Consider the following 5949-nt stretch of genomic DNA (forward strand, 5'->3'; position numbering starts at 1 on the left):
CGAGGACTCCGACCGACGAGGAAAGACCATGAGCACTGTCAAGACGCCGGCCCCTGTGGTCGAGCGAGCACGAGCCGCGCGCTCGCGGCGCAGCAGACCCCGCTGGGTGGGGTACCTGCCCTACCTGATCCCGGGAGCGGTCGCCTTCACGGTGGTCATCCTGATCCCGTTCGCCACGAACGTGTACTACAGCCTCTTCAAGTGGAAGGGCGGCATGGCCCCGAAGAAGTTCGTGGGGCTCGACAACTACGCCGCCCTCATGGCCGACGAGCAGTTCTGGACCTCGTTCCGGAACTCGGTCGCGATGATCCTCGCGATGGTCGTGGTCCCGACGATCATCGGGCTCGTGCTGGCGGCCGTCCTGTTCGACTACCTCGGACGCCGGTTCGGCGGCGGCGTCGCGGCCTTCCTGCGCGCCACCTACTACCTGCCGCAGATCCTGCCGGTCGCGGTCGCGGGCGTGCTGTGGAACTGGATCCTGAACTCCCAGACCGGCGCGCTCAACGTGGTCCTGCGCTCGATCGGGTTCGAGAACCCGCCCAACTGGCTCGGGTCCACGACCACGGCGCTGCCCACGGTCATGGCCGTCCTGGTCTGGGTCCAGATCGGCTACCCGGTCGTGATCTTCATGTCGGCGCTCCAGCGGGTCGACCCCGAGCTGTACGAGGCGGCCGAGCTCGACGGCGCCGGGTGGTGGCGCCGGTTCGGCGCGATCACGATGCCGCAGATCCGCCCCGAGACGTTCGTGGTGGTCCTGACCTGCACGGTCGCGGCGCTCAAGGTCTTCGGCCCGATCTACGTGCTGACCCGTGGTGGTCCCGAGAGCTCGACGCTCGTGCCCAGCTACTACTCGTACCTCAACTTCTTCGACAAGTCGAAGGTCGGCTACGGCGCTGCCGTGGCCACCGTCCTGACCCTGGTGATCGTCGTGGTCGCCCTCGTCATCCTCGCCCTGCAGGCCCGCGCCGAGCGCCGTGAAGAAGGAGGCCGCTGATGGCCACCGACACGTTGTCCCCGTCCGTCGACGAGACCACGGGGGACCAGGTCCTGCGGGCCACGCGCCCCGACCAGCGGCACCGTCGGGGGATCGGGCGCTGGTTCGTGCTCGCCGCCGCGGCGCTGTTCGCGCTCCTGATGCTCGCCCCGTTCGTCATCATGCTCCTCAACGCGTTCAAGTCGCCCGCGGAGTACTCGCAGGACGGTCCGCTGAGCTGGCCGACGCACCTGTACTTCGACGGGGTCGTGGCGTTCTGGGAGCGGGTCGACTTCCCGCAGAAGCTGCTCAACTCGATCTGGATCTCGGCCGCCGTGGCGATCGGGGGCACGCTGCTCTCGCTGCTCAACGCCTACGCGATCGGTGTCGGCCGGGTGAAGGGGCGGCTGTGGATCATCATGCTGTTCCTGCTCGCGAACATGCTGCCGCAGGAGGCCCTGGTCTACCCGCTGTTCACCATGGCGCAGCAGGTCGGCCTGTCGAACTCCCAGTGGTCCGTGATCATCATCTTCACGGTCATCCAGTCGGCGTTCGGCACGTACCTCCTGTCGTCGGTGCTGGGCACGTTCCCGCCCGCGCTGCTCGAGGCCGCGGCGCTCGACGGCGCCACGCGCTGGCAGATCCTGTGGAAGATCGTCTTCCCGGTCGTACGGCCGACGCTCTCGGTCCTGATGATCTTCTTCTTCATCTGGACCTGGAACGAGTTCTTCATCCCGCTGGTCATGCTGACGACCAACGCGACGCAGACGATCCCGATCGCGCTGGCCTCGCTCCAGGGCGACCGGATGATGGACGCCACGACGACCAACGCGGGAGCGCTGGTCTCGCTCGTCCCCGCCGTCATCTTCTTCCTGATCTTCCAGCGCACCTTGACGCGAGGCGTCACGGCCGGCGCCGTGAAGTGACCGCACCTACCTTCGAAGGAACCGAGCACCCATGAAGTTCACCGACGGCTACTGGCAGGTCCGTGACGGCTTCTCGCCGCTCCACCCGGCCCAGGTCGACGACGTCCGCGCGGACCCCGCGGCAGGCACGATGACGGTGTACGCCCCGACCGCCGTGATCCGGCGTCGTGGCGACACGCTCAACCGGCCGCTCCTGACGGTCACCTACTCGTCGCCCGCGCCGGGGGTGATCGGTGTGCGGATCGAGCACCTGAGCGGCGGGGTGCGGCGCGGTCCGCACTTCGAGCTCCACCGCGAGGAGGGCTTCCGCCCCGAGATCTCGGTCGACGACGCGGCGGGCGTGCTGCGCTCGGGGCCGCTCGCGGTGCGGGTGCACCGCGACGGCGGCTGGCGCGTCGACGTCGAGCAGGACGGGCAGGTCGTGACGTCGAGCCTGCACAAGGCCGTGGGCGCGGTCCAGGCCGACGCCGCGCACGGGGGTGCGCACTTCGTGCACGAGCAGCTGAGCCTCGCGCCGGGCGAGCAGCTGTACGGGCTGGGGGAGCGGTTCGGGCCGTTCGTCAAGAACGGGCAGGCGGTCGACATCTGGAACGCCGACGGCGGGACGTCGAGCGAGCAGGCGTACAAGAACGTGCCGTTCTACGTGAGCAGCCGCGGGTACGGCGTGTTCGTCGACCACCCCGAGCTCGTGTCGTTCGAGGTCGCCTCGGAGATCAACACCCGGGCGCAGTTCTCGGTCGAGGGGCAGTCGCTCCAGTACTACCTGGTCGCGGGCCCTACGCCCAAGGAGGTCCTGACGCGGTACACCGCGCTGACGGGGCGGCCCGCGCGCGTCCCGGGCTGGTCGTTCGGGCTGTGGCTCACGACGTCCTTCACGACGAGCTACGACGAGCAGACCGTGAGCGGGTTCATCGACGGGATGGCCGACCGGGACCTGCCGCTGTCGGTCTTCCACTTCGACTGCTTCTGGATGCGCGAGTACCAGTGGGTCGACTTCGAGTGGGACCCGCGCACGTTCCCGGACCCCGAGGGCATGCTGGGCCGGCTGAAGGACAAGGGCCTCAGGATCTGCGTGTGGATCAACCCGTACGTCGCGCAGCGCTCGCCGCTGTTCGAGGAGGCCCGCGAGGCGGGGTACCTGCTCCGCACGTCCGACGGCGGTGTGTGGCAGTGGGACAAGTGGCAGGCGGGCATGGGCCTGGTCGACTTCACGAACCCCGAGGCGACCGAGTGGTACCTGGGCAAGCTCAAGGGTCTGCTCGACCAGGGGGTCGACTGCTTCAAGACCGACTTCGGCGAGCGCATCCCGGTCGACGACGTCGTGTGGTCGGACGGGTCGGACCCCGCAAGGATGCACAACTACTACGCGCAGCTCTACAACGAGGCGGTCTTCCGGCTCCTGGAACGCGAGCGCGGCGAGGGGGACGCGGTCCTGTTCGCGCGGTCGGCGACTGCGGGCGGCCAGCAGCTGCCCGTCCACTGGGGTGGTGACTGCGACTCGACGTACGCGTCGATGGCCGAGTCGCTGCGCGGCGGGCTCTCGCTCGCGATGTCCGGCTTCGGGTACTGGAGCCATGACATCGGGGGTTTCGAGGGGGTCCCGGACCCGGGGGTCTTCAAGCGGTGGCTCGCGTTCGGCCTGCTGTCCTCGCACAGCCGGCTGCACGGCTCGGACTCGGTGCGCGTGCCGTGGGCGTTCGACGAGGAGGCGGTCGACGTCACCCGGCGGTTCACGCGGCTCAAGCTCTCGCTCATGCCGTACCTGGCGGGGGTCGCGGAGGAGGCGCACCGGGACGGGATCTCGATGATGCGGCCCATGGTGCTCGAGTTCCCGGGCGACCGCGGGGGCTTCGGGGTCGACACGCAGTACATGCTGGGCGGCTCGTTGCTCGTGGCGCCGGTCTTCACGGCCGAGGGCGACGTCGAGTACTACGTCCCGGAGGGTCGCTGGACGAACCTGCTCGACGGGAGCACCGTCTCGGGTCCGCGGTGGGTGACGGAGCGTCACGGGTTCGACTCGCTGCCGCTCCTGGTCCGTCCGGGCACCGTGCTGCCGGTCGGCGCGCGTACCGACCGCCCGGACTACGAGTGGGCCGACGGCGTGACCCTGCGCCTGTTCGAGCTGCCCGACGGCCACGACTCGACGACCACGGTCCCGTCCGAGACGGGCGCGGCCACGACGTTCCGCACCGTCCGCGAGGGGTCGCGAATCACGGTCACCTCGGACGATGCCCGCGCACCGTGGGCCGTGCAGCTCGGCGACCTGGTGACCCGGGCGCAGGGCGCGGGCAGCGTCGAGCTGTCCGTCTGAGGCGCGGCCACGCGCCCGCGGCGGGGGAGCGGGAGGGGGTGGTGAGCGGCGCCGTCGGGCGGGGGAGCCCTCCTGCCCGACGACGCCGCTCACCACCCGCCCTCGACGTCGCCCGGCCGCGTGAGTACGCTGATCGAATCGATACGTGAGAGCGCTTCCACGCTCTGAGTCAGACCATCCACCGACGACCGACCGAAGGAACACCGTGAGCACCGTCGCCACCCGGCAGGACGCCGACCCCGCACCGTCCACAGGGCAGCCGCCCGCACGGCGGGCCTTCCCGACCGACTTCCTCTGGGGGTCGGCCACCGCCGCCTACCAGATCGAGGGAGCCGCCGCCGAGGGCGGCCGCGGCCCCTCCATCTGGGACACCTACTCGCACACCCCCGGCCGCACCCTGAACGGCGACACCGGGGACGTCGCCGACGACCACTACCACCGGTGGGCCGAGGACGTGCAGCACATCAAGGACCTCGGGCTCGGCGCCTACCGCTTCTCCGTCTCCTGGTCGCGCGTCCAGCCCGGCGGGACGGGGGAGTTCAACCCCGAGGGCATCGCGTTCTACTCGCGGCTCGTCGACGCGCTCCTCGAGGCCGGGGTCAAGCCCGTCGTGACGCTCTACCACTGGGACCTCCCGCAGGAGCTCGAGGACCGCGGCGGCTGGGCGAACCGCGAGACCGCCCACGCGTTCGCGGAGTACGCGCGCCGCATGGCCCGCGAGCTCGGCGACCGCATCGACGTGTGGACCACGCTCAACGAGCCCTGGTGCTCGGCGTACCTCGGCTACGGCTCGGGCGTGCACGCCCCCGGCCGCACCGAGCCCGTCGCGGCGCTCGCGGCCGTGCACCACCTCAACCTCGCCCACGGGCTCGCGTGCCGTGCGATCCGCGACGAGCTGGGAGAGGACGCCAAGACCTCGGTGACCCTCAACCTGCACGTCATCCGGCCCGACGACCCCGCCTCGGACGCCGACCTCGACGCCGTGCGGAAGATCGACGCGCTCGCCAACCGGGCGTTCCTCGGCCCGCTGCTCGACGGCGCCTACCCCGCGGACCTGCTCGCGGACACCGCGCACGTCAGCGACTGGTCGTTCGTCCAGGACGGCGACCTGGAGCTCGTGCGCCAGCCGCTGTCGATCCTCGGCGTCAACTACTACTCGACCGTGCGCGTCCGGCACTTCTCCGGGGACGGCGAGCGCTCGGAGAGCGACGGTCACGGCGCGTCGAGCCACAGCCCGTGGATCGGGGTCGACGACGTCGAGTTCGTCCAGCAGCCCGGCCCCTACACCGCGATGGGCTGGAACATCGAGCCCGCGGGCATGACCGAGCTGCTGCTCTCGGTGCACCAGGCCTACCCCGACCAGCCGCTCATGGTCACCGAGAACGGCGCGGCCTTCGACGACGAGGTCAGCGTCGAGGCCGACGGGACCGCCCGGGTCCACGACGACCGTCGCGTCGCGTACCTGCACGACCACATCGACGCCGTCGGGGCCGCGATCGACGCCGGCGCCGACGTGCGCGGGTACTTCGCGTGGTCGCTGCTCGACAACTTCGAGTGGGGCTACGGCTACGACCGTCGCTTCGGGATCATCCGGGTCGACTACGACACGCTCGCCCGGACCTGGAAGGACTCGGCCCACTGGTACCGCCGACTCGCGACGACGTCGGTGCTGCCCGGGGTCGACGAGGTCTGACCCCGGCGGGACGTCCCGACCGCGACGTCCGGGCCTCCCGAGGGGG

The 5949-nt window shown here is 70.5% G+C and carries 4 protein-coding genes; all 4 read left to right on the forward strand.

What is annotated here, in order from left to right; translation table 11 throughout:
• Nucleotides 1-28: 28 nt before the first annotated feature.
• The 4 genes from ACFRCR_RS15945 (at nt 29) to ACFRCR_RS15960 (ending at nt 5903) form a co-directional block, all read left to right on the forward strand.
• Nucleotides 29-994 (forward strand): carbohydrate ABC transporter permease, encoded by a 966-nt coding sequence (locus ACFRCR_RS15945; RefSeq protein WP_377678869.1) that lies wholly within the window; start codon nt 29-31, stop codon nt 992-994.
• A complete protein-coding gene (locus tag ACFRCR_RS15950; protein ID WP_138823553.1) occupies nt 994-1899 on the forward strand; it encodes a carbohydrate ABC transporter permease in 906 nt (301 codons plus the stop codon). Before ACFRCR_RS15945 ends, ACFRCR_RS15950 begins: the two co-directional genes overlap by 1 nt.
• A gap of 31 nt (nt 1900-1930) precedes the next feature.
• Nucleotides 1931-4210 (forward strand): alpha-xylosidase, encoded by a 2280-nt coding sequence (yicI, locus tag ACFRCR_RS15955; protein WP_377678870.1) that lies wholly within the window; start codon nt 1931-1933, stop codon nt 4208-4210.
• A 205-nt stretch (nt 4211-4415) separates the two neighbouring features.
• The gene (locus ACFRCR_RS15960) at nt 4416-5903 is read left to right on the forward strand and encodes a GH1 family beta-glucosidase (RefSeq protein WP_377678872.1); all 1488 of its coding nucleotides are present in this window, start codon (nt 4416-4418) and stop codon (nt 5901-5903) included.
• The last annotated feature ends 46 nt before the right edge of the window (nt 5904-5949 follow it).

The organism is Oerskovia sp. NPDC056781 (genome assembly GCF_042789955.1).
In the GTDB taxonomy this organism is placed as follows: Bacteria; Actinomycetota; Actinomycetes; order Actinomycetales; family Cellulomonadaceae; genus Oerskovia; species Oerskovia rustica.

What these genes read in the sequence shown, in the direction of transcription:
- ACFRCR_RS15945 (WP_377678869.1), top strand. Translation starts at nt 29, where the DNA reads ATGAGCACTGTCAAGACGCCGGCCCCTGTGGTCGAGCGAGCACGAGCC.
- ACFRCR_RS15950 (WP_138823553.1), top strand. Translation starts at nt 994, where the DNA reads ATGGCCACCGACACGTTGTCCCCGTCCGTCGACGAGACCACGGGGGAC.
- yicI (WP_377678870.1), top strand. Translation starts at nt 1,931, where the DNA reads ATGAAGTTCACCGACGGCTACTGGCAGGTCCGTGACGGCTTCTCGCCG.